19 protein-coding genes are annotated in these 20485 nt (G+C 63.6%); 10 read left to right on the top strand and 9 right to left on the bottom strand.

Annotated features, from left to right (window positions below; genetic code table 11):
• Positions 1-18: 18 nt before the first annotated feature.
• The 6 genes from dnaJ (at position 19) to AFIDRAFT_RS07960 (ending at position 4746) form a co-directional block, all read left to right on the top strand.
• Positions 19-1149, top strand: a complete 1131-nt coding sequence (dnaJ, locus tag AFIDRAFT_RS07935; RefSeq protein ID WP_009338674.1) for a molecular chaperone DnaJ — start codon at positions 19-21, stop codon at positions 1147-1149.
• 97 nt (positions 1150-1246) lie between these two features.
• Entirely contained in the window at positions 1247-1843 is a 597-nt protein-coding gene (locus AFIDRAFT_RS07940) for a class I SAM-dependent methyltransferase (protein WP_009338675.1), read from the top strand.
• A gap of 60 nt (positions 1844-1903) precedes the next feature.
• On the top strand, positions 1904-2476 hold the full coding sequence (locus AFIDRAFT_RS07945; RefSeq protein WP_009338676.1) for an NADPH-dependent FMN reductase: 573 nt from the start codon (positions 1904-1906) through the stop codon (positions 2474-2476).
• A gap of 9 nt (positions 2477-2485) precedes the next feature.
• Positions 2486-3193, top strand: coding sequence for an orotidine-5'-phosphate decarboxylase (gene pyrF, locus AFIDRAFT_RS07950; protein WP_009338677.1), 708 nt, complete (start codon positions 2486-2488; stop codon positions 3191-3193).
• An 88-nt stretch (positions 3194-3281) separates the two neighbouring features.
• Positions 3282-4094: a 4-hydroxy-tetrahydrodipicolinate reductase gene (gene dapB, locus AFIDRAFT_RS07955; protein WP_009338678.1), complete on the top strand. Its 813-nt coding sequence runs from the start codon at positions 3282-3284 to the stop codon at positions 4092-4094.
• A 28-nt stretch (positions 4095-4122) separates the two neighbouring features.
• Positions 4123-4746, top strand: coding sequence for a 2,3-bisphosphoglycerate-dependent phosphoglycerate mutase (locus AFIDRAFT_RS07960; protein ID WP_009338679.1), 624 nt, complete (start codon positions 4123-4125; stop codon positions 4744-4746).
• Here AFIDRAFT_RS07960 and AFIDRAFT_RS07965 read toward each other — a convergent pair.
• Complete coding sequence (locus AFIDRAFT_RS07965) at positions 4743-5657, bottom strand: methylated-DNA--[protein]-cysteine S-methyltransferase (RefSeq protein WP_009338680.1); 915 nt, start codon at positions 5655-5657, stop codon at positions 4743-4745. The two genes, AFIDRAFT_RS07960 and AFIDRAFT_RS07965, sit on opposite strands and share 4 nt — an antisense overlap.
• 71 nt (positions 5658-5728) lie before the next feature.
• Positions 5729-6247 carry a DUF2244 domain-containing protein gene (locus AFIDRAFT_RS07970; RefSeq protein WP_009338681.1) on the bottom strand — a complete coding sequence of 173 codons (519 nt, stop codon included), beginning with the start codon at positions 6245-6247 and terminating at the stop codon, positions 5729-5731.
• Between the two features lie 23 nt (positions 6248-6270).
• Here AFIDRAFT_RS07970 and nth point away from each other — a divergent pair, with 23 nt between their 5' ends.
• Positions 6271-7095 carry an endonuclease III gene (nth, locus tag AFIDRAFT_RS07975; RefSeq protein ID WP_009338682.1) on the top strand — a complete coding sequence of 275 codons (825 nt, stop codon included), beginning with the start codon at positions 6271-6273 and terminating at the stop codon, positions 7093-7095.
• 2 nt (positions 7096-7097) lie between these two features.
• Here the strand turns inward: nth and AFIDRAFT_RS07980 are convergent, their stop codons facing one another.
• Together AFIDRAFT_RS07980 and AFIDRAFT_RS07985 are read right to left on the bottom strand one after the other, a co-directional pair.
• The gene (locus AFIDRAFT_RS07980; RefSeq protein WP_009338683.1) at positions 7098-7856 is read right to left on the bottom strand and encodes a sulfate transporter family protein; all 759 of its coding nucleotides are present in this window, start codon (positions 7854-7856) and stop codon (positions 7098-7100) included.
• Between the two features lie 129 nt (positions 7857-7985).
• On the bottom strand, positions 7986-8894 hold the full coding sequence (locus AFIDRAFT_RS07985) for a C40 family peptidase (protein ID WP_009338684.1): 909 nt from the start codon (positions 8892-8894) through the stop codon (positions 7986-7988).
• A gap of 197 nt (positions 8895-9091) precedes the next feature.
• Between AFIDRAFT_RS07985 and AFIDRAFT_RS07990 the strand changes: the two genes are divergently transcribed.
• A complete protein-coding gene (locus AFIDRAFT_RS07990; protein ID WP_009338685.1) occupies positions 9092-10534 on the top strand; it encodes a flavin monoamine oxidase family protein in 1443 nt (480 codons plus the stop codon).
• On the opposite strand, the gene AFIDRAFT_RS07995 is transcribed toward AFIDRAFT_RS07990, so the two are convergent.
• From AFIDRAFT_RS07995 to AFIDRAFT_RS08015, 5 genes are read right to left on the bottom strand one after another with little or no spacing between them, the layout of a single operon-like run.
• Positions 10531-11367 (bottom strand): alpha/beta fold hydrolase, encoded by an 837-nt coding sequence (locus AFIDRAFT_RS07995; protein WP_009338686.1) that lies wholly within the window; start codon positions 11365-11367, stop codon positions 10531-10533. The two genes, AFIDRAFT_RS07990 and AFIDRAFT_RS07995, sit on opposite strands and share 4 nt — an antisense overlap.
• Positions 11368-11381: 14 nt before the next feature.
• The gene (locus tag AFIDRAFT_RS08000; RefSeq protein WP_009338687.1) at positions 11382-13256 is read right to left on the bottom strand and encodes a dipeptide ABC transporter ATP-binding protein; all 1875 of its coding nucleotides are present in this window, start codon (positions 13254-13256) and stop codon (positions 11382-11384) included.
• 4 nt (positions 13257-13260) lie between these two features.
• Positions 13261-14187, bottom strand: a complete 927-nt coding sequence (locus AFIDRAFT_RS08005; RefSeq protein WP_009338688.1) for an ABC transporter permease — start codon at positions 14185-14187, stop codon at positions 13261-13263.
• Between the two features lie 7 nt (positions 14188-14194).
• Positions 14195-15112 (bottom strand): ABC transporter permease, encoded by a 918-nt coding sequence (locus AFIDRAFT_RS08010; protein ID WP_009338689.1) that lies wholly within the window; start codon positions 15110-15112, stop codon positions 14195-14197.
• An 11-nt stretch (positions 15113-15123) separates the two neighbouring features.
• Complete coding sequence (locus AFIDRAFT_RS08015) at positions 15124-16707, bottom strand: ABC transporter substrate-binding protein (RefSeq protein ID WP_009338690.1); 1584 nt, start codon at positions 16705-16707, stop codon at positions 15124-15126.
• A gap of 145 nt (positions 16708-16852) precedes the next feature.
• Here AFIDRAFT_RS08015 and AFIDRAFT_RS08020 point away from each other — a divergent pair, with 145 nt between their 5' ends.
• Together AFIDRAFT_RS08020 and AFIDRAFT_RS08025 are read left to right on the top strand one after the other, a co-directional pair.
• Positions 16853-17788, top strand: coding sequence for a LysR family transcriptional regulator (locus AFIDRAFT_RS08020; RefSeq protein ID WP_009338691.1), 936 nt, complete (start codon positions 16853-16855; stop codon positions 17786-17788).
• Positions 17789-18033: 245 nt separating this feature from the next.
• Complete coding sequence (locus AFIDRAFT_RS08025) at positions 18034-20469, top strand: porin (RefSeq protein WP_009338692.1); 2436 nt, start codon at positions 18034-18036, stop codon at positions 20467-20469.
• The last annotated feature ends 16 nt before the right edge of the window (positions 20470-20485 follow it).

Consider the following 20485-nt stretch of genomic DNA (forward strand, 5'->3'; position numbering starts at 1 on the left):
CCATGCATTTGATCGCTCATGGCTAAGACTTGCTACTACGAGACCCTGGAAGTCGATCGCACGGTCGATGAGGCTGGTCTCAAGACCGCATTCCGCAAGCTCGCGATGAAATGGCACCCGGACAAGAATCCGGGCGATCCTGCGTGTGAGCACAAGTTCAAGGAAATCTCCGAAGCCTACGAGATTCTCAAGGACGGCCAGAAGCGCGCCGCCTACGACCGCTACGGCCATGCCGCGTTCGAGCAGGGCATGGGCGGCGGTGGCCACGGCTTCGGCGCGGGCTTTGCCTCATCCTTCTCCGATATTTTTGAAGACCTGTTCGGCATGGCCGGGCGCGGCAGGGGTGGTGGCCGCGAGCGCGGCGCCGACCTGCGCTACAATATGGAAATCACGCTCGAGGAGGCCTTCCTCGGCAAGACCGCGCAGATCAACATTCCGGTCGCGGTGGCCTGCGAGGCCTGTTCGGGTTCGGGCGCCAAGCCCGGCACCAAGCCGAAAGTCTGCGCGACCTGCGGCGGTGCCGGCCGCGTGCGGCAGGCGCAGGGCTTCTTCACGCTGGAGCGGACCTGCCCAAGTTGCCATGGCCGAGGCCAGAGCATCGACACGCCGTGCCCGTCCTGTTCGGGTCAGGGCCGCGTCCAGAAAGACCGCTCGCTGTCGGTAAATATTCCCGCCGGCGTCGAGGACGGCACCCGCATCCGCCTCTCCGGCGAGGGCGAGGCGGGTGTGCAGGGCGGCCCGGCGGGCGACCTCTATATTTTCCTGTCCGTCGGCTCGCATCAGCTTTTCCAGCGGGACGGCGCCGATCTGCATTGCCGGGTGCCGATTTCGATGGTGACCGCGGCCATCGGCGGCGAGTTCGAGGTTCCTGCGATCGACAGCACCAAGGCCCGGGTCAAGGTTCCCTCCGGCACCCAGTCCGGCCGCCGGTTCCGCATCGCTGGCAAGGGGATGCCGGTGCTTCGCTCGCGCCAGACGGGCGACATGTACGTCCAGGTTGTGGTCGAAACGCCACAGAATCTGACCAAAAAGCAGAAGGAATTGCTGGCGGAGTTCGAAAAACTGTCGTCCGGTGAAACCCAACCCGAGGCTGCGGGTTTCTTCAAAATGGTCAAGGACTTCTTCGGCAACAGGGCGGGTACGGCCTGAGCCGGAACTTGACCGTTCTGGCCTGTCTCCTGTACGTCTTTATGAAGAAAATTTGAAAAAGCCCGGGCTCGTCGGGCTCCCCGCTGGTACCCCCGCCATGGCTGCAGAGTCCGCGCGCGTTCTCAAAAAACCTCTCCGTCTCGACGATGAGGTTCGTTTCCTTCGCTCCTGGATTGAAAAGCCGCTGCACATGGGCGCGGTGATGCCATCGGGCAGGATGCTCGCGCGCACGATGGCGAGCTATGTCGACAAACATTCCGAGGCGCCTGTCATCGAACTTGGTCCGGGCACCGGCGCGATCACCGACGCGCTGGTGGCGCACGGGGTCGAGCAGAAACGTCTCGTCCTCGTCGAGTTCAATCCTGGTTTCTGCGCGCTGTTGCGCGAACGCTATCCGCAGGCGACCGTGGTGCAGGGCGATGCCTATCAGCTCGACAAGACGCTCGCGGCGATCGCGCAACCGGCGAGCGCGGTGGTGTCGGGCCTGCCGCTCGTCACCAAGCCGATGCTGACGCGACTGCGGCTGATGCGCGAAGCCTTCATGAAGCTGATCCCCGGCGCGCCCTTCGTGCAGTTTACTTATTCCGTCGCGCCGCCGATTCCGAAATCGTTGCCGGGCGTGCTGACGCAGGCCTCCGAGCGGATCTGGATGAATGTGCCGCCGGCCCGCGTCTGGGTCTATCGCAAGGCATGAGGCCGCGCCCGCGCTCCGCTCGGCTTTTCCTCTCTGTCAAAACACTTTAGGGCTGCGCATATGGCAGCCGTCAAAATTCTCGTCATTCCGGGCTCGGTTCGCGAAAGCGCGGCTGATGTGCGTCTCGCCGCCGCCATCGTCAAGGAGATCGCGCTCAGCGATCACGAGGCGACGCGAATCTCGCTCGCGGACTTTATGCTGCCGCTGCATCAGGATTTGGGCAATGGCGAAACGCCGCCCGCCGCGCTTGATCTCAAGCGCATGATCGGTGCGCATCATGCGGTGATGCTGGTGACGCCGGAACGACATGCATTGCCGCCGCCGTTGTTGCTCAACGCGATGAGCTGGCTTGCCTCGGTGCGGGAGCGCAATGAATCGCCGTTGCAGGCGTTTCGCGGCAAGCCGTTCGCCATCGCCTCCGTCTCGGACCGCAATGATGGCATCTACGCCGCGCTGACGCTACGCCAGATGCTGACGGCGGGCTTCAATGCGGATGTGATCGCGCCGCAATTGATCGTGGCGCGCGGCGTTGAGGCCTTCGACCGGATGGACCGCTTGCAGGACGACAACGAATTTGCCGCGATGCAGAACCTGGTGCGGGCGTTGATCGACGCCGCGCAACGCATGATGTGAGGAGATGACGTGACCAAGACACCGACCGATCCGCGCGACCGGATGATCGTGGCGCTCGATGTGCCGGGCGTGGCGGAGGCGGAGAAACTCGTCGCCACCCTGGGCGACACCGTGAGCTTCTACAAGATCGGCTATCAGCTCGCTTATGCGGGCGGGCTGCCGATGGCGCACGATCTCGTTCGCGCCGGCAAGAAGGTGTTCATCGACCTCAAGCTGCACGACATCGGCAACACGGTGGCGAACGGCGTCGCGGGCATCGCAAAACTCGGCGCGACATTCCTCACGGTGCACGCCTATCCGCAGACCATGAAGGCGGCGGTCGAGGCGAGCCGGGGCTCCGGTCTTCAGATCCTCGCGGTCACGGTGCTGACCTCCTACAACAACGATGACCTCAAGGAAGCGGGCTACACGCTGGGCGTGGCCGAGATGGTGGCGCAGCGTGCGCGGCAGGCGCAGGCGATCGGCGTCGACGGCATCGTCTGCTCGGCCGAAGAGTCGGCCAATCTTCGCGCCATCCTGGGGCGCGACATCGCGCTGGTGACGCCCGGTATCCGCCCTGCAGGAAGTGCCGCCGGCGACCAGAAGCGGGTGATGACGCCCGCCCGTGCCATCGCCGCCGGGTCCGATTACCTCGTGGTCGGCCGTCCGGTTGTTGCGGCCGCCGACCCGAAAGCGGCAGCGCAGGCCATCGTCGCGGAGATCGCTGCGGCGTCCTGAGCCGATTTCCCGAAATACCTGCGCCGGATAGCGGATTGCCGACGCCATCCGCCCCCGCTATACCCCGAAAGCAATGTGAGGCCGAGATATGTCGGATATGCGTTTGATCGTTGCAGGTGCGGGCGGCCGGATGGGCCGGACGCTGCTTCGCGCGCTCCACGAAACCGAGGGCGCGACGGTGGTCGGTGCGCTGGAAGCGCCGGATTCCGAACTGCTCGGCGAGGATTCCGGCGTGCTGGCCGGGCTTGCGCCGAATGGCATTCCATTGTCGGCCGACCTGTGGACCCTGTCGAAAGATGCCGACGGCATTCTCGATTTTACCGTCCCCGCGGCGACCATCGCCAATGTCGCGATCGCGGCCGAGCGCGGCCTTGTGCATGTCATCGGGACCACCGGCCTGTCGGCCTCCGACAACGCGGTGATCAAGAGCGTCACCTCGCGCGCCATCGTGGTGCAGTCCGGCAATATGAGCCTCGGCGTCAATCTGCTCGCAGCATTGGTGAAGCAGGTCGCGAAATCGCTCGACGACGATTTCGACATCGAAATTCTGGAAATGCACCATCGCGCCAAGATCGACGCGCCGTCCGGCACAGCCTATCTGCTCGGCCAGGCGGCGGCGGAGGGGCGCGGCATTGCGCTCGAAGGCAAGTCGGTGCGCTCGCGCGACGGCTACACCGGCGCGCGCAACCGTGGCGACATCGGTTTCGCGACGTTGCGCGGCGGCACCGTCACCGGCGAGCACACCGTCATCTTCTCGGGCCCCTATGAGCGCATCGAACTGACTCATCGCGCCGAGGACCGCATGATCTTCGCGCGCGGTGCGATCAAGGCCGCGTGCTGGGCGCGCGGCCGCAAGCCCGGTCACTATTCGATGGCCGACGTGCTCGGCATCGGCGGCTGATGAAATCCCGGAATGAGAGTCAAAAGGTATGAGTGATCGTCTTCTCGTGCTCGTCCGCCACGGTCAGAGCGAGTGGAATCTGAAGAACCTCTTCACCGGCTGGAAGGACCCCGACATTACCGCGCAGGGCGTCGAGGAAGCCAAGCGCGCGGGCAAGCTTCTCAAGGAGAAAGGCTTCGCCTTCGATGTCGCCTTCACCTCGGAACTGACGCGCGCCCAGCGCACGCTGTCGCTGATGCTTGATGAGCTTGGGCAGACCGACATTCCCGTGACGAAGAACATCGCGCTGAACGAACGCGACTATGGCGATCTCTCCGGTCTCAACAAGGACGAGGCGCGCAAGAAATGGGGCGACGAGCAGGTGCATATCTGGCGCCGCTCCTACGATGTCGCGCCGCCCGGCGGCGAAAGCCTGAAGGACACGCTGGCGCGGACGCTGCCTTACTACGTGCAGGAGATTCTCCCCTGCGTTCTGCGCGGCGAGCGGACGCTGGTGACTGCGCATGGCAATTCGTTGCGTGCGCTGATCATGGTGCTGGAGAAGCTGTCGCCGGAGGCAATCCTCAAGCGCGAGGTCGGCACCGGCGTGCCGATCATCTATCGGCTCAGGGCCGATGCGACGGTGGAATCGAAGACCGATCTCGCTGGCTAATCGCAGCTATTGGTGCGCGCGGTTTCCCACCCCAACATCGCGCGCTTGCGCGTCAGGCCCCAGTGATAACCGGTGATGGCGCCGCTCTTGCCGAGCACGCGATGGCACGGCACCACGAACGAGATCGGATTCTTGCCGACCGCCGCGCCGACCGCGCGCGAGGCCTTCGGCGCACTGATGGTGCGTGCGATATCAGAGTAAGTGGTGGCCTTGCCCATCGGAATGCGCAGCAGCGTTTCCCACACCCGGATCTCGAAATCGGTGCCGATCAGCACCACGCGCAACGGCCGCTCCGCCTGCCATTGTGATGATTCGAAGATGCGTCTCGCCAGCGCGGCGGTGCCTGCGTGATCCTCGATATAGGTCGCGAGCCTCCAGCGTTCCTGCATGTCCTCCAGCGCAGCGATCTCCTCGCCGGGATCGGCGAAGGCCAGTCCCGCAAGCCCGCGCTCCGTGGCGATGATGACGGCGGTGCCGAATGGCGAGGGGTGGAAGCCGTAACGCAGCGTCAGGCCCGCCGCGCCTTTCTTCCACTCGCCCGGCGACATCGCTTCGTGCGTCACGAACAGATCGTGCAAGCGGCTCGGGCCCGACAGCCCGGAATCGTAGGCGACATCGAGAATGTTGCCGGACTCGCGCAACAGCCGTTTGGCGTTGTCGAGCGTCACCGCCTGCATGAACGCCTTCGGCGTCAGCCCGGCCCAGCGGCGGAACAGATGATGCAACTCGTCCGGCGTGACGCTGACGGCTTCCGCCATCTCCTCGATGGTCGGTTGGCCGCGCCAATGCTCCGAGATGAAGGCGATGGCGCGGTGCACGGTCTCGTAATCGCGCAAGCTCTCGCTGGCAGCGGGTGCCTGCGCGATTTGCGCGCGCAGCGATTTTGCGGAGGCCGGCTCGAATGCAGTCATGGGGTTTTGTATCATCATCGGGGAAAGCTAGGCGCGCCGCAGCCTGCTATCCACCCGATTCCTGAAAACACTCAAGTCAATGGATTGTAGGTCGGGCCACGTCTGGCGTCCTGCAGGGCAAGACGCAAGGCCTTGGCAAAGCTTGCCTTTTCATCGGGGCTCAAAAAGCTGCCGACGGCGACGCTGCGGCCGTGCGACCGCAGATACAGCCGTTCGATGCCGAATTCCTCGTGCTCCTCCTGGTCGAGCCGCACCCAGTGCGGATTGAAGGTCCACTCCATGACATGGCCGCGATGGCTGACGCGGCGCAGCCGCAATTCATGCGGCGTCAGCACCAGATGCTCGGAGGCGCGGGCGCGGGCATAGTTCACGCGGAACGCCCAGTAGATCATCAGCACGTCGAGGCCGAAGAAACCGAACACCGGCCATGCGCCCATGCGCAGGAAGACGACGCCGGCAATAAAGCTGACGATGCTCAGAAACAGCATCAGCGCGAGAAAGCCGCTACGCCCGAGCGAGCGATGCGGCGTCAACTCGGCCGTGAAAATCGGCTTCTCGAAGGCGTCGTGAAAATCGTTGCCGTCTCTCATGGCTGTTCAGTATATCCATCTTCATGGCAAAAAAAGCGGCGCACGCCTCACACCTTCGTAAACCCGGCACAACGGCGAAGGCCGCTGCCAAGAAGGCCAAATCGAAGCCCACGGCAAAGAAGCCCAAGGCTTTGAAAAAACCGGCTGTGAAGACTTCGTCTGCGAAGACATCCGCTCCAAAACTCAAACGCTGGAGTGAGGCGGAGGTTCACACCGCCTTCGCACGGTTCCGTGCGGCCAACCCCGATCCGAAAGGCGAACTCGAACACCTCAATCACTTCACGCTGCTGGTCGCGGTGGTGCTGTCCGCGCAGGCGACCGATGCGGGCGTCAACAAGGCGACGCGCAATCTGTTTCCGATCGCCGACACGCCGGAAAAAATGCTGGAGCTCGGCGAAGCCGGCCTGCGCGAGCATATCAAGACCATCGGGCTTTACCGCGCGAAGGCGAAGAACGTCATCGCGCTGTCAGAGCAGTTGATCGCGCAGCATGGCGGGAAGGTGCCGCGAACGCGCGAGGAACTGGAGACGCTGCCTGGCGTCGGCCGCAAGACCGCGAATGTGGTGCTCAACATCGCCTTTGGTGAAAAGACTATCGCGGTGGACACGCATCTGTTTCGTGTCGGCAACCGTACTTATCTCGCGCCGGGCGCGACGCCGCTGGAGGTCGAACTGGAATTATTGCGCGTGGTGCCGGACGAGTTCATGCGCCACGCCCATCACTGGCTGATTCTACACGGGCGCTACACCTGCATCGCGCGCAAGCCGCGCTGCGAAGTGTGCATCATCAACGATCTGTGCCGCTGGCCGGAAAAGACCACGTTCATGGAAGCGGCAGAAAACGCCTAAGCCTATTCGGTGAAGGTTTGCAGCCGCGCCTTGCGTTCCGGCTCCAGCAGCTCAGGCCGCGGCCCGGACAGCCGCTTGTGGATGTGCACCATGAAGGCCATGCCGAACAAAGGTGTCGCGAGGTTCACGATCGGGATCGACACGAACGCGGCGATGAACAGCCCGGCGATGAACACCTGTGTGCCGTGATGCTTGCGCATCGCCTTGGCCTCGGCTGGTGAGCGGAAGCGCATCGCGGCCAACTCGAAATATTCACGGCCGAGCAGCCATGCGGTGGCGAGGAAGAACACCACGAGGCCGACGCCCGCAAAGAACAAGAACGGCAGCGCCACCAGATAGACCAGCACCGTGAGCCCTGCGGTCTTGCCGCCCTCGATCAGCGCGCGCACGATCGGCAGGGCTTTGCCCGGCATCTCTGCGGGATAGTCCTTGCGCTCGACATGGTCGGCGACGTCATCGACGAACACGCTGGCGACCAGCGATGTCACCGCCGGCATCAGGAAGACCGCGCCGAACACGACGCCGAGACCGGCGGCGATCGACACGATCCACGACAATGCTTCCAGCGTGCCGTGAAAACTTCCGCCCGCCATCTGCTCGGCCCAGGCCTCGCCCGCGCCCGCGAGCCAGTTCAGCACGCGCTGCAGGGCAATGGCGCCGACCACGATCAGGATCAGCGCAAGTCCGATGGACTTCCACAGGATCGCGCGCATCGGCTTCGAGAAAATCTCCGCGAGCGCGCGGATGGCGGCATCGAGCATGGCTGTCTCCCTCTCCTCGTGGGGAAAGATGGCGACGCGCACGTGCGAGAGCAAGTGTCGAGGCAAACCCTGAGGCTAGCCGCGCGATATTCAAAATGATTGGCTTTGTGAAAAGGCCGCAGCCGCGCGTTATTCGGCTGCTTCCGGGACGGTCGCTGCCGCGTTTTCGTTCGCCGGCACCAGCGTCGCCAGTTCGCCGTCTACGGCAAGCCGTAGGGCCGGTGCACCTTGGGGGCCTTCGAAGACTCCCTCTGGAAAGGGATCGTCTTCAGCCGCCACCTCCCGGGGCGGTTTGGGCGTGTCCGCCCAGTGCAGCTTGGTGTAGTCGAAGCCGTATTCGATGGTGGGCTTGACGATCTCGAAATAGGGCGAGATGTCGAAGTCGCGCGGCGTATAGAGCGAGGAATCCCGGATGTAGAGGATCTCGAGCCGCGCCTGACGGCTGCCCGCACGGGTGATGCGCGGCAGGATCGGATAGCGTACCGCGCCGAAAGCCTGCGCGATCAGCGCCGAGCAGATGATCTTGGTCGGATCGCCTGAGCCGAGCGCCAGCATCCGCCGCCGCCAGCGCTGCGGCACCGGCAACGGAAACAGATAGCGCAGCAGATCGATGATGTTCTTGGTGTCGTAACCAAAGCCGATGCGGTTGATAGCATAGCGGCACACCGTGTTGCGGTCCTCGAAGGACAGCCCGACCGGGCGACAGACCCGGGTGTGGTATGTGTCGTATTTCGACAGCGGCGCGGTGATGACGCCCTCGCCGACATAGGCCTCGATCAGCACATGCGGCTCGCCGTTCGGCTCCATCGCGCCCTCGATCGGCCCGACATACAGCGCCGAGTGCGACCATGTCGATTGTGTCAGGTATTTGATGATGCCGGCGATGCGGTTGCTGCCCTCGATCAGCAGCACGTCGCCTTCCTGCAGGAGATTGCGCAGCCGCTCCGGATCGCTCGACGTAAATGGCTCGGCGCCCGGCGCTTCCTTTTGCAGGTAGCGCGCAAGCAGCTTGCCAACAGTATCGAGCACGAAGCCCATTCTGGTCTCCCCCGGGCATGATGCGCTCATGCCAGCCAGTTTCGGTCGTAAGTGTTGCGGAAAGCGATTGCAACTTCGTTGATGACACAGGGTCCGAGGTTCACGCACAATTCACCATGACCGTTGCGAAAGCCGTGTCATTGCGGCAAGTTGCGGTCAGACCTCCCCGCGCGATTGAAGTTTCGGAAACCATGACAATGAAATTGACGCGCCGCGAGCTGATGGCGGCGGCGGCCTTGCTGGCAGTGACAACGCCGCGCCGTGCATTCGCCGCCGGCTTGCCGCGCGAGGTCGATGTCGCGATCATCGGTGCCGGGGCCGCCGGAATCGCCGCCGCGCGAAAGGTCGCGGCCGCGGGCCGTTCGGTTCTGATGCTGGAAGCATCGTCCCGGCTCGGCGGGCGCTGCGTCACCGATGCAACGACCTTCGGCGTGCCGTTCGACCGTGGTGCGCGATGGCTCTATAGCAGCTTCAATCCGCTCGTCGGGCTTGCACGCCTCGAACGAATGGAGGTCACGCAGGCCGCGCGCGGGCAACGCATCCGCGTCGGCCGGCGCAATGCGCGTGCGGGCGAGACGGAAGATTTTCTGGCGCTGATGGTGCGCGTCAATCGCGCGATGGGCGAAGCCGTGCGCGGCAAGGGGGATCTCGCGGTTGCTCAGGCGTTGCCGCAGGATCTGCGCGAATGGCGCGGCACTGTGGAGTTCCAGTTCGGCCCGCTGACAAATGGCGGCCAGCTCGACCGCATATCGACCGCGGATACATTGAGTTTCGCGCCGCGCGATCCGGCGATGGTCTGCCGTCAGGGGCTCGGTACGTTCATGACACACCTCGCGGGACAATTGCCGGTCGCGCTGGAGACGCCGGTGACGAGCGTGCGCTGGAACGGCCGCGACGCGGAGCTCGAAACGCGATCCGGGACCTTGAGCGCGCGCGCGGTGATCGTCACCGCGTCGGTGAATGTGCTCAACGCAGGCAAGATCAAGTTCACGCCCGAGCTGCCAAAGCGGCAGGCGGAGGCGTTGTCGCATCTCACGCTCGGCAGCTACGACCACATCGCGCTCGATCTGCCCGGCAATCCGCTCGGACTTGGCCGCGACGAAGTGTTTATTGAGCAGAGCAGCGGGCCGCGCACCGGCCTTCTGCTTGCCAACACCGGCGGCTCGTCATTGTGTCAGGTCGATGTCGGCGGCGCGTTCGGCCGCGAATTGTCGGCGCAGGGCGAGGCCGCGATGGTGGACTTCGCGCAAACATGGCTGCGCGATCTGTTCGGCGGGGATGTCCAGAAAGCGGTGACGCGTTCCAGCGTGACGCGCTGGAACGCCGAGCCTTATGTGATGGGCGCGATGTCGGTGGCGTCGCCCGGCGGACAACCGGCACGGCGGATTCTCGCTGAGCCTCTGGGGCCGCTGTTCTTCGCGGGCGAGGCGTTGCACGAGCAGCTTGGCGGCACAGTCGGCGGCGCGTGGATCTCGGGCGAGCGGGCGGCGGATGCCGCGCTCCGCAAGGTCACGAGCGGCAAGGCGGAGCGGCCCGCGGCTGCGAAGGGCGGAAAACGCGCGCCCCGCCAGAAGCATCATCAAGCGCCCGCGCATCCCGCCCCGTCTGGCGGCATGCGCTGGCCGGGCTTTGGCCGCTAAGCCTGTTCAATTGATGTGAAGAACTCGCGGACCGCCCGGTTGAACACATCCGGCGCTTCCAGATAGGCGGCATGGCCGACGCCCGGCAGGCTCACAGCGCGCGCGGACGGCAGATAGTCCATCATCGCTTCGGAACGCTGCGGCTTCACCACGGGATCGCGGTCGCCGGTAATGATCAGCACGGGCAGCTTGAGCGCGGGAAGAAACGGGCGGTTGTCGGTCTTCTCGACCATCTGCCCGCCGTTGAGCAATCCTTCGCGGCGCATTTCCGAGGCGACATGGGCGACCTGATCGAACACATCGGGCTGCGGCGAGGACGGCAGCATCTTTTCGGCGCGGACCTTGCCGTATTCTTCCGCCGGCATGTCCTCGAGCTCCTGCAGCCGCCGTGCGTACTTCGCGGCAAGCGGCGCGCCTTCGGGTGCGGCGTTACCCCAATGCGTGCCGGACAGCACGAGCGATGTCGCGCGATTCAAATGACGGGCGCAGAACCGTTCGGAGATTACGCCACCCATCGAATGGCCGACGACATGGGCACGTTCGATGTTGAGTCGATCGAGAAGATGAGCGGCCTGCGCGGCATAGGCATCGGCATCGGGCGCGACCGGATCGGACAAGCCGTAGCCGGGCGCGTCCCATGCAATGATGCGATAGGAATCCGACAGCGCCTTGAGCTGTTGCGCCCAGCTTCGCGAATTGCCATTCATGCCGTGCAGCAGAAATAGCGCGGGCCCACGACCGGCCTCGCGATAGCTGATGATGCCGCCCGGCGTCTGAACCGTCTTCCGCTCCGGAAGCGGCTGTTCAAGAACGCCCATCGTGACTTGATTCATGTCATCCCTCGAAATTAACGCAATAAACCGTCGTGATCCTGCAAGCCCGCCGCGTGACCGGCGCGCGCCTTCAGGGCAGGCATATCGATTTTCAGAACGGAGCCGAGCAGCGTCCGCGTATAGGGATCGCGCGGCGCCGAAAGGACATCGTCCTTGCTTCCCAATTCGACGATCCGGCCGCGATGCATCACCGCGATCCGCGTCGCCACGCAGTCCACGACCGCGAGATCGTGCGTAATGAGCAGATACGACAGCCCCAGTTCGTCGCGCAGGTCGAGCAGCAGATTGAGAATCTGCGCCTGCACGGAGACGTCGAGCGCCGAGGTCGGCTCGTCGCAGATCAGGAGTTTGGGTTTCAGGATGATCGCGCGCGCGATGGCGACGCGCTGGCGCTGGCCGCCGGAGAGTTGCGACGGATAATTGTTGAACAGCCGCCTTGGCAGGCCGACCAGCTCCATGGTCCGCTCGACGATTTTTCTGCGTTCGGCGGTCGAATCCTGCCCGTGCAATTCGAGCGGACGGCCGATGCTCTGGCCGATGGTCTTGCGCGGGTTGAGCGAGGAATAAGGGTCCTGGAAGACCGGCTGCACCAGCTTGGCGCGCTCGAACGGCGGCACGGATTGCACCGGCCTGCCCGCGATCAGCACTTCGCCTTTATCGGGCGCTTGCAGGCCGAGCAGAATTCGCGCCAGCGTGCTCTTGCCGCTGCCCGATTCACCGACCAGCGCCACGATCTCGCCTTCGGTGATGTCGAGCGAGACGTCATCGACGGCGGTGAGCGCACGACTCTTGGCAAGAAGTCCTGTCCGGATCGCAAAGGTGCAGCCGACATGGCGCGCGGAGAGCAACGTGTCGGATGCCGCCTTCGATGCGATGGCGTGCGCGGATGGTGGAGTTGAGAGAGAGAGGCGGTGCGAATCCGGCATCATGATGCAGCGATAAAGATGAGCCTTGCCCGACGATTGTTCCGGCGGCCGCGAGGTGTGGCACCCGGCTTGCACATGGATGCAGCGCGGCGCGAACACGCAGCCCTTCGGCTCGGCAAACAATGCGGGGACGGTGCCGGGAATGCTCGGCAGCCGCGCGCTGCCCTCGCGCGCGGCGGGGATCGAAGCGAGCAGGCCCTGTGTGTACGGGTGCTGCGGCGAGCCGAGCACGTCGGCGACTGGCCCCGTCTCGACCAGTTCGCCCGCATACATCACCGCGATCTTGTCCATGCTCCGCGACACGACGCCGAGGTCGTGGCTCACCAGAATGAGCGCCATGCCGAGCTCCTTGCGCAGCTCCATCAGGAGCTTGAGGATGCTCGCCTGCACGGTGACGTCGAGCGCGGTGGTCGGCTCGTCCGCGATCAGCAGATCCGGCTCGTTCATCAGCATCATCGCGATCATCACGCGCTGGCGCAGGCCGCCGGACAATTCATGGGGATATTGCTTGAGGCGGCCCACCGCATCGGGAATGCCGATCCGCTCAAGCAGATAGACGGCACGGTCGTGAATGTCCTTCGCGCTTTTCGCAGGTCCGGGTGCCGTCATTTCCATGATCTGCTGGCCGATGGTGTAGACCGGGTTCAGCGAGGTCATCGGCTCCTGGAAGATCATCGCCATGCGCTTGCCGGCGAGCGAGCGGGAGAACCCCTGGCTATTCATGGCGAGCAGGTCGTGCCCGCCGAGCCGCAGCGTGTCCGCCTCGCGGATCGCATTGCGCGGCAACAGGTTCATCAACGCCAGCGAGGTCATCGACTTGCCTGAGCCGGATTCGCCGACGACGCCAAGCGCCTCGCCGCGCTCCAGCGTGAAGCTGACATCGCGCACGGCATAGAGCTTGCGCTCGCCCACAGGTAGCGTGACGCAGAGGTTGCGGACTTCGAGAAGCGGACGATCGGCCATTGCTCTACCTTCTGCTCTCGTTGCTCATGAGATCGCGCAATCCGTCACCGACGAGATTGGCGGCGAGCACAAGCAGGAAAATGAACATGCCCGGCAGGATCACGAGCCAGGGCCGCAGAAACACCGACACCTTGCCCTCCGCGATCATCAGGCCCCACGAGGAGGTCGGCGGCTGGATGCCGACGCCGAGGAACGACAGCGCCGCTTCCGCCAGCACCGCGACACCAACTTCCAGCGAGAAGATCACGATGATCTCGCTAAACAGATTCGGCAGGATTTCCGTGACCATGATCTGCAGCCGGCTGGAGCCGATGGCGCGGGCAGCGGTGATGTATTCGAGATCGCGGATCTTCTGCGTCGCCGCGCGCGTCACCACCAGATAATAGCTCCAGTGCAGGAAGCCGATCACGCAGATCACCACGCCGACCGACGGGCCGATCAAAAACACCAGCGCCATCGCCAGCAACAGGCCCGGCAGCGCGAGCTGGCAGGTCAGGATGAAGGAGACGATGCGGTCGATGATGCCGCCGAAGAAGCCCGCGCACATGCCGAGCGTCACGCCGATGACGCAGCCGATGCTGGCCGCGCCGAAGCCGATCAGCAGCGAGACGCGCGCGCCATAGATCAGGCGGCTGAGATAATCGCGGCCGAGGTGATCGGTGCCGAGCAGGTGCGCGGCGTTGCCGCCATGTACCCAGACCGGCGGCAGCAGCCGCTGCGGCAGTTGCTGGTCGTAGGGGTTGTAGGGCGAAATCCACGGCGCGAAGGCGGCGAGGATCACGAGGCTAGCAAGGATGACAAGCCCGAGCATGAGGCCGGGGTGGTGCAGGATATTGCGCCAGATCTTCGGCTGCGCGGGTGCGGCGTCGAGCAATTCGCCGCCTGTTTCGGAAGCGGCAGCGGCCTTGAAGGAGAGGTCCATCTCGGTCATCGCGGCCTCATGCCAGCCGGATGCGCGGATCGAGCCACGCATTGAGGAGGTCCGCGAGCAGCGTCAGCCCGATGAAGGTCATCGCGAACAGCACGACCAGCATCTGCACGGTAGGGATGTCGCCGCCGACGATGGATTGCAGCGCGAAGCGGCCGAGCCCGTTCATCGCGAATACGGTTTCGGTGACGACCGAGCCGCCGAGCTTGTAGCCGAGCTGCACGGAGAGCACGCTGACGACCGGCAAGAGCGCGTTGCGCATCACCTGCCGCGACAACAGCCGGTAGCCGTAGAAACCTTTGGCGCGCGCGGTGCGGATGTAGTCGGACGCCATCACATCCATCACACCCACACGCGTCAGCCGCATCACCGCGGGCACGGAATGCGCGCCGAGCACGATGGCGGGCAGCACATAATTCCAGGCATGGGCATCGCCGGAAATCGGAAAAATCGGGATCATCACGCCGAACAGGATGATGAGCACCAGCGCCAGCCAGAACGACGGCATCGCCTGCGCCGATACGGCGATACCGAGCGAGAGGCGGTCGATCAGCGAATTCGGATAGAGCGCCGCGATGGTGCCGAGCGGGATCGCGACGATCAGCGTGACGAAGATTGCAGAAAGCGCCAGCGTCAGCGTCACCGGCAGATGATGCAGGATCAGCATGCCCACCGGCTGGTGCCAGTAATAGCTGGTGCCGAAATCGCCGTGGAAGACATGCAGCAGCCAGCTTCCATACTGCACGAGCAGCGGACGGTTGAGCCCTAACTGCTCGCGGATGTGCTCGATCACCTCGGGCTCCGCGCCTTCGCCCGCGATGGCGGAGGCTGGATCGGTTGCGACGCTCAACAGCAGGAACGCCGCGAACGACACCGCGAGCGCCACGAGGATGGCCAGGACAACGCGCTTGGATGCGTAGCGAAGCATCGAATGGTCCCTTACGAGGCTTTGGCTGGTGAAGTTTTGGCTGGGCGCCAATGCGCGCGGAACAGCCGTGGCAGTCCGTCCTTCGGCACCGGATAGGCGAGGTCCTTCGAGACGAGATAATTCTGCGAATAGGTGTAGAGCGGAATCCAGTAGGCCTGGTCGGCGATCCGGCGCAGCGCTTCGCTGTAGAGGTGCTTGCGCTCATTGGGATCGATGGTCCTGGCGGCGGCTTCCATGTTGCGCGCCACGGCGGCATCGTTCGAGAAATTGCGATCCGACTTCAACGACCAGTGCGTCTCGGCAATGGTCGCGGTATCGGCGGTGCTGCCGGATTCCCAGCTTGCGAAGAAGGCGGGCACGCGGTGCTTCTTGCGTGCCTGGTTGAGCGTGGTCAGCGTTACGAACCGCAGCTTTGCACGAATGCCCACTTTCGCGAGATCGGCGGCGATGGCTTCCGCTACCTGACGCTCGCGATAGGCCCACAATTCGAACTCAAAGCCGTCGGGGTAACCCGCCTTGGCGAGCAGGCGGCGGGCTTCGGCGGGATCGTAAGGATATTTACGCACGTCTTGCTCGCAGCCGAACTGCAATGGGTGACAGGCGGAATCGATCACTTCGGCGTCGCCCTGCACCAGATATTTGACGATGTCCTGCCGGTTGATGGCGTGGATCATGGCGCGGCGCACGTCGAGCTTGGTCAGTGGATTGTCGGCGCCGGTGAGGCCCGCGGCATCGAGCGGAATGAAATTCACCCGCAGCGTCGGGCCGGTGAGGTGAACCGCGTAGCCGGTCGCACCGATATTGGCCGCGACATCGGCGGGCACGTTGTACATCCAGTCCACCGTGCCGCTGACAAGCTCCGCCTGCTGCGTCGAGAGGTCCGGAATGGTGCGGAAGATCACGGTCTCGATCGCCGGGCGGCCCTTCGGGCTGGCGGCGTAATAGTCCTCGAACCGCTGCAGCGTCACGCTCTTGCCGGGCTGGAAATCGACCACCTTGTAGGGGCCGACACCGTTGAGCTTCAAGGCTTCCGCGTTCGGATCGGGCTTGCCGTCGGCGCCCTGATAAGCGCCCGCCTTGCGCAACTGGACGCTGAAGGCCATGTCGCGGATCGCCAGCGGATAGGGATGCTTTAGATGAAAGCGCACGGTCATCGGGCTGGTGCGTTCCACGCTGCCGAGCCAGTTCGCGATCAGGCGGCCGCGGTTGGTGTTGGTCGCAGGGTCGATCACCCAATTGTAGGTGTAGACGACATCGTCTGCGGTCAGCGGCGAGCCGTCGTGAAAGCGCACGCCGGGCCGGATCGTGACGTCGATGGTCTTGTCGTCGACCTGCACGTACGACTCCGCAACGAGCGGCACATAGGCCAGCGTGTCGGGATCGACATAGAACAGCCCGTCATCCGTCAGTTCGGAGACGACGATGGTGTCGCGCGCGGTGGTGTAGAGATGATCGAGGGTCGGGATCTCGCCTTCGATGGCGACGACAAGCGTATCGTCCGCGCGGCCCGCATAAGCGGCCTGCACGCCGATGATCGTCAGGCACGCAGCGACAATCGCCGCGCGCACGCGCTCCCTGGTTTCGCCTCTCCGCATGGTGTCCGCTCTTGTTGTCGGGCTTCCTCCATGTTAGCGGGCCGGATAAGAAACAAAATGTGAAATAACGAATGAACGGTTTCGTGTTTATGATGATTCGAAGGCTTATCAAGTAATATCAATATCTTGATGGGATCGAGGCGGCATGAATATCAAGGCGCTGAAGGCATTCCGGCTGATCGTCATCAACGGCTCGCTCGCGACCGCCGCTCAATCATTGCACCTCAGCCAGCCCGCGGTCAGCCGCCTGATCTCGCTTTTGGAGCATGAAGCCAAGCTGCAACTGTTTTATCGCACGCGGCGTCGGCTGACACTGACGCCGGAAGGCGAGGCTTTCTACCGGCAGGCCGAACATCTGCTCGCGGGGTTCGACGAAATCCCGCGCATCATCGAAGACATCAAGGCCAAGACTGGCGGCAATTTCCGTCTCGTCACCGCGCCGCGCATCGGGCAGGGACTAGTGTCGCCCGCGCTCGCCCTGATGCAGAAGGAAGCGCCCGGCGTTCGCTGCATCGTCGATATCCAGTCGCGCTTCGATCTCGAAAACCGCATCGGCACGCGGCGCTACGATCTCGGCATCGTCTCGCTTCCCGTTTCGCATTCGCTGATCGAAATCGACAACAAGCCTTTGATGCGCGTTCGCGCCGAAGCGCTGCTGCCGGAGGACCATCCGCTCGCTGAAAAAGAACAGCTCACGGCATCCGATCTTGCGCCCTATCCGATGCTCGGGCTATGGCCGAACCAGATCTGGCGTCAGCAGGTCGATGATTTCTTCCGCTCCGGTGGCGCGGTGCCGAGTTACACGGTGGAGACACGCTCCTCGCTGATGGCGTGCCAGATGGTGCGCGACGGCGCGGGCATCGCGGTGCTGGATCGTGTCTGCGCGCAGGCGATCGATCTGAAAGGCCTCACGCTGCGGCCGATCGAGCCCGCGCGCTGGATTTCCTTCGGCTGCATCTATCAGCGTGGCGCGACGCTCTCGCCGCATGCGCTGCATTTTCTCGATTGCCTGAAGCGGATCGTTGCCCAATTGCGCGCGCGAGGCCCGGACTACGCCAATTCCATCGAGGCGCTCGATTGAGGCTCAGGCGGATGCCGGCTTGTGACTGCCCGGCATCGCCATTTACCCTTTGGCAATATTTATCATAATCACCAAATAATTGATATTATTATATATTTAGGCAACCATTCCGCTTTTCGTAGCAAGTATTGCCTTATTTCAAATTTTCTTTTGAAAACCCCTCACGGACAATGACCCCAACAAAAGAACGCTTCGGGGGGAAGCGGGTGCTGTTTTAACAGGCATCCAAGGCGGGGATGAGGGGCATGCGTACCAAGGCAAAATTCGCCAGAACTCGCGCGAATTATCGGTGTGGCGTTGCGGCCGGCAGTCTGGTGGCCGCGCTCGGCCTGCTGAACACGACGAGCCTCGCGAAAGCGCAGGACGGCGCGATCCTGCCGCCGTCCTGGTTCACGCTTCCGACCCTGAATTTCAGCACGACTCCTCAGCCCGGGGTTGAAGCGGGCATCTATAAAGCGCCAAAGCTCTGGACCGACGATCCTGCGACCCGGTTGCGCATCGAATACCTGATGCTTCAGCGCAAGGGACCGGGAGGGACTGCGCTGACGGTGGCAAACGGCCCCTCGCGCTTCGTGCCGGTGTCGTCGTCCATCGTCGACAGCGGAAACAAGACGACGCCCGGATTTAGAGCGACCATCGACGCCGAGCTTTTCGATACGCCGGTCGAGTTTTCCGCGTTCTATTCGGCGCCATTCCGGAATGAGCTGACGCTGAGCGGACTCAGCACTGGCAGCGGCACGTCTTCGATCCGCACCAACACGACTTACGCCGATCCCAGCCTCAATCCCGGTGGCGCGCCGTTCAACTACACCAACTCGCAAACGATCGATAAGCTTTATCTCAACCACAGCAGCCAGTTGTTCGGCGCCGAGGCGAACGCGAAGTCCGTGTTCGGTATTCCCGGCCTGATGCTCGGCGTGAGGTCCATCTATCTCGGTGATGACCTCAACTCGGTCACCACGAAGTTCAATTCTACAACGGCGATCGATGCCGTCACGGTGCAGACCCGCAACTTCCTGCTCGGCCCGCAGATCGGGTTCGAGGGCATGTTCGACATTGGCGGCGGCATCAAGATCGGCGGCAGCGCCAAGGTCGGGCTTTTCGCCAACATGGTCGAGCGCGAGCGCTCGTACATTTCGCGCAACCAGACCCAGTCGCGCGCCCTGCAGAACTTCACCAACGATACCGCGTTCGCGCAAGGCTACGAGCTCAATCCGCGCATCGAAGTCCCTCTGATGCAAGGCGTGAAGCTCACCGCGGGCGGCACGTTTCTCTGGCTGAACAATGTCAGCACCGCGTTTCCGCAATATGCGACCGTGACGGATCTGAGCGACCGTAATGTGCGGGCGAAGGACCGCATTTTCTATTACGGCCTGCAGGCCGGTGTGAGCGTCGATCTCGATACGCTCGCGAAGTTCTCGCCGCCGCCGATGCGCAAGCGCTATCTGGAAACGAAGATGCTGGAGAGTCAGGGCGCGACGCCGCTGCCCTTCATGGTCTACGGTGAAATCAACCGCATGGCCTTGTCGTGGGACGACGGTGTTCAGAGCAAGACCCGCGTCGTCGATAACTATTCGGCGCCTTCCATCTTCGGCGCTCGCGGCGCTGCCGAGATCGCGCGCGGCTGGACCACAGGTTTCCACGCCGAGATGGGCTTCCTTCAGGCCCGCTCCATTTCGGTCAGTCAGGATCTGCCCGGCGGCGAAACAAGCTGGGCACCTGATCTGCGCTATCTCGACTGGTTCATCCGCAGCAATCGCTATGGCAAGATCACTGTCGGTCATACCTCAACAGCAACCGACGGCGTCGTCCTGAACGACCTCAGCGAAACCAACGGCGCGGCGTCGGCGAATATCGCGATGATCGGCGGCAACCTCATGCTGCGCGCGGCCGATGCGCTCGATACCGGTACGGGTAGTCTCATCACCCGCACCTCGATCGGCGATTTCGTCGGCGGCGCGACGATCGATACCCTGCGCCGCAGCGCCGTGCATTACGAGACGCCGGAGTACAAAGGCTTCAGCTTCGGCGTGGCGGGCTGGGAGCGGTTCTGGGACGTGGCATTGAATTATCACGTCGAGCTTCCCACCTGGCGTTTCCGCGCAGGCGTTGGCTATCTGCGCGACACCGATGCAGGCTCGCGTGCGGTGCTCGGCTTCACGCAGGACCGGCGTGAGGTGAAAGGCAGCGCCAGCCTCCTTCACAATCCGACGGGCCTGTTCGTGACCACGGCTTTCGTCAAGCGCCAGTACGGCGGCTTCGATACGTCGAACCAGGCGGTGTTCGGCGAGAACATGGTCGACGTTCTCGGCAACGTCATTCCCGGAACCGTTCGTCCGGACCTGAACTATGGATATCTGAAGACCGGCCTGCGCAGGGAATTCACCTCGCTCGGCGACACCAAGTTCTATGCGGAAACGGCGCTCGCCAAGGATGGTCTGACCGGCCTGCGCGAAGGCGGCCCGAAGGTCGTCACCTCGAGCGAGCTGAACATGGTCGGCGCAGGCGTGATGCAGGATATCGACGCCTACAACACGCAGGTCTATCTCGGCTATCGCCACTATTCCTTCAACATCCAGGGCCTGCGCGACAGCAGCAGCGCGCCGGGCGGAGCCATCGCATCGCCGGCGCCGATCAAGGACATCAACCTTGTGTTCTCGGGCATACGGATCAAATTCTAACCGGACAATCTCCAGC

The organism is Afipia sp. 1NLS2 (assembly GCF_000178995.1).
Classification (GTDB): domain Bacteria; phylum Pseudomonadota; class Alphaproteobacteria; order Rhizobiales; family Xanthobacteraceae; genus Afipia.